At 60.9% G+C, this 2454-nt stretch carries 2 protein-coding genes; both read right to left on the minus strand.

Annotated elements, in window-relative coordinates; translation table 11 throughout:
- Positions 1-709, minus strand: a 709-nt coding sequence (locus tag AC1DH9_RS27295; protein ID WP_477809146.1) for a universal stress protein, incomplete at its 3' end; no start/stop codon positions are given.
- Positions 710-882: 173 nt separating this feature from the next.
- Positions 883-2454, minus strand: a 1572-nt coding sequence (groL, locus tag AC1DH9_RS27300; RefSeq protein ID WP_477809147.1) for a chaperonin GroEL, incomplete at its 5' end; no start/stop codon positions are given.

Raw genomic sequence — 2454 nt, forward strand, 5'->3', positions numbered from 1 at the left:
GCACACCGAATCGACCGGCCAACCGCAGGAATGACTTTTCCAGTTCTCTGCGCAGTTCCCGGGTAAGGTCCGCCAGGGTCAGCCCGCCACCGCCCATATCGCCGAGATAGGCCGCCGAAATGTCACAGGCATATAGCAGATGCAATTCGGCATTGCACTGCAGCGCCAGGCTGTTGGCCTGTTGGATGATCCGGTCATTCAGTTCGCTGTTCGAAGACGCGGTATCCGACGAGTCAACCGCTGCCACCACCTTGCGCGGCAAGGCATGACCACTCGCGCCCACCAGATACATCGGTATCGGGCAGTGGCGCAGCAAGTGCCAGTCCAGAGGGGTGAAAAATGCGCGTTTGAGCGCAGGCTCATGCTGTACTTGCTTGATCAGCAGGTTGGGCTGCATTTCGCTGACGTGATCAAGGATCGCCTGCTGCATGTCATCGGCCCATGCCACCTCGGTGGTCACCTCGATGCCCCTGCCGCGCATCTTTTCCGCCTGATCCTTGAGCMAATCGCTATGGTCCTGGAGGTAACTCTGCCGAGCTTTTTCCCGGACGCCTTCTTCAAGCAGTGACAGGATGTCCAGCGATGGTACTAACGCGGCAATATGCAGGCTCGCCCCGCTGGCCTTGGCCAGGGCAGCGGCATGGTGTATCGCAGGGGAATGGCGCTGGGCCGGGTTGATGATCAGTAATAACCGTTGATACTGGCTCATGGTCTGAACTCCAGACAGGTTGGACTTCGACGCCTGCCGCTGCCCCTTGCCGGTGGTCAGCCATTGCGTCTTCGCTGGATCAAATCACCAGCGTCAACTCAGCGTCCTCCCCGGACGCCTGCTTGATCTTGATTTATATCAAGTCACTGCGCACCGCCGCAGCGCGGTGCGGGTCATTCAGGAAACGGTGGTTGGGCAGGTGATTCCTTTTCCGGGATATCGGTCATGGTCGCCTCGGTCAGCAGCAGGATACTGGCGACTGAAACGGCATTTTCCAGCGCGATACGCACCACCTTGGTCGGATCGATGATGCCGGCTTCATACATGTCCACATAGACATTGGCTGACGCGTCGAAGCCAATATTCCCCGGCTCCGCCAGCATACGGGCAACGACCACGCCGGCATCCACCGCCGAGTTTTCCGCGATCACCCGGGCTGGCGCTTCGAGCGCTCGGCGAAGTATCTGCAAACCGGTTTTGGCATCGCCTTCATAGCTGGCCTCCTCGGCCGCGATAATCGGTACAGCCTTGAGCAATGCCAGCCCGCCCCCCGGGACGATGCCCTCGGCAATCGCCGCGCGAGTCGCCGAAATGGCATCATCCAGTGCATCCTTGCGGGCCTTCATCTCGGCCTCGGAAGGCGCCCCGACCCGGATCACCGCGACACCGCCCGACAGCCTGGCCAGTCGTTCCTGGAGTTTTTCACGGTCGTAATCGCTGGTAGTCGCGTCCATTTGCACGCGGATCTGTTGCAGACGCGCCTCAATCGCCTCGCGTTGACCGGCGCCACCGATCAACGCCGTGCTGTCTTTTTGCACCACGACGCGATGCGCTCGTCCCAACTGGCTCAAGTCCACCTGTTCAAGACTGATGCCCAGCTCGTTGGAGACCACCGTTGCCCCGGTCAGGACGGCAATGTCCTGGAGCATTTCCTTGCGTCGATCACCGAAGCCGGGGGCCTTGATCGCCACCGCGCGCAATACGCCACGGATCTGGTTGACGACCAGCGTGGTCAGCGCCTCGCCCTCTATGTCGTCGGCGATCAGCACCAGCGGCTGGCCACTTTTGGCGATCAACTCAAGCAGTGGCAGCAGGTCTTTGAGCACGCCGATCTTATGATCACAGAGCAGCAGGTAGGCATCATCGAGCTCCACCTGCATCTTCTCGGTATCGGTTACGAAATACGGCGAGACGTAACCCCGGTCAAAACGCATGCCCTCCATCACCTCGACCACGGTCTCAGTGGTCTTGGACTCCTCGACACTGACCACGCCTTCAACGCCGACCTTTTCCAGAGCGTCTGCCACCAACTGGCCGATAACCGCATCGTTATGCGCCGAAAGCGTGGCCACCTGGGCCTTTTCCTTGGGGGTACTGACCGGGCGCGATTGGGCTGCCAGCGATTGCACGACCAGCAACAGCCCGCGATCCAGGCCACGCTTCAAATCAATCGCGCTGGCACCGGCGACGACGTTGCGTATGCCGTCAGCCAGGATGGCATGGGCCAGCACCGTTGCCGTGCTGGTCCCGTCCCCTACCGCATCGCCGGTACGTTCCGCCGCCTGACGCAGCATCTGGGCACCCAGCCCCTCCTCGGGGTCTTGCAGGTCGATTCGCTTGGCAATCGTCACGCCGTCGTTGCAGACCGTCGGATTACCCCATTTGTTCTGGATCAACACCGATTTCGATTTGGGCCCAAGGGTCACCCGAACCGCGTCCGCCAACTGGGTGGCACCGCAGAGGAT

This window comes from Pseudomonas sp. 05T35 (genome assembly GCF_056396605.1).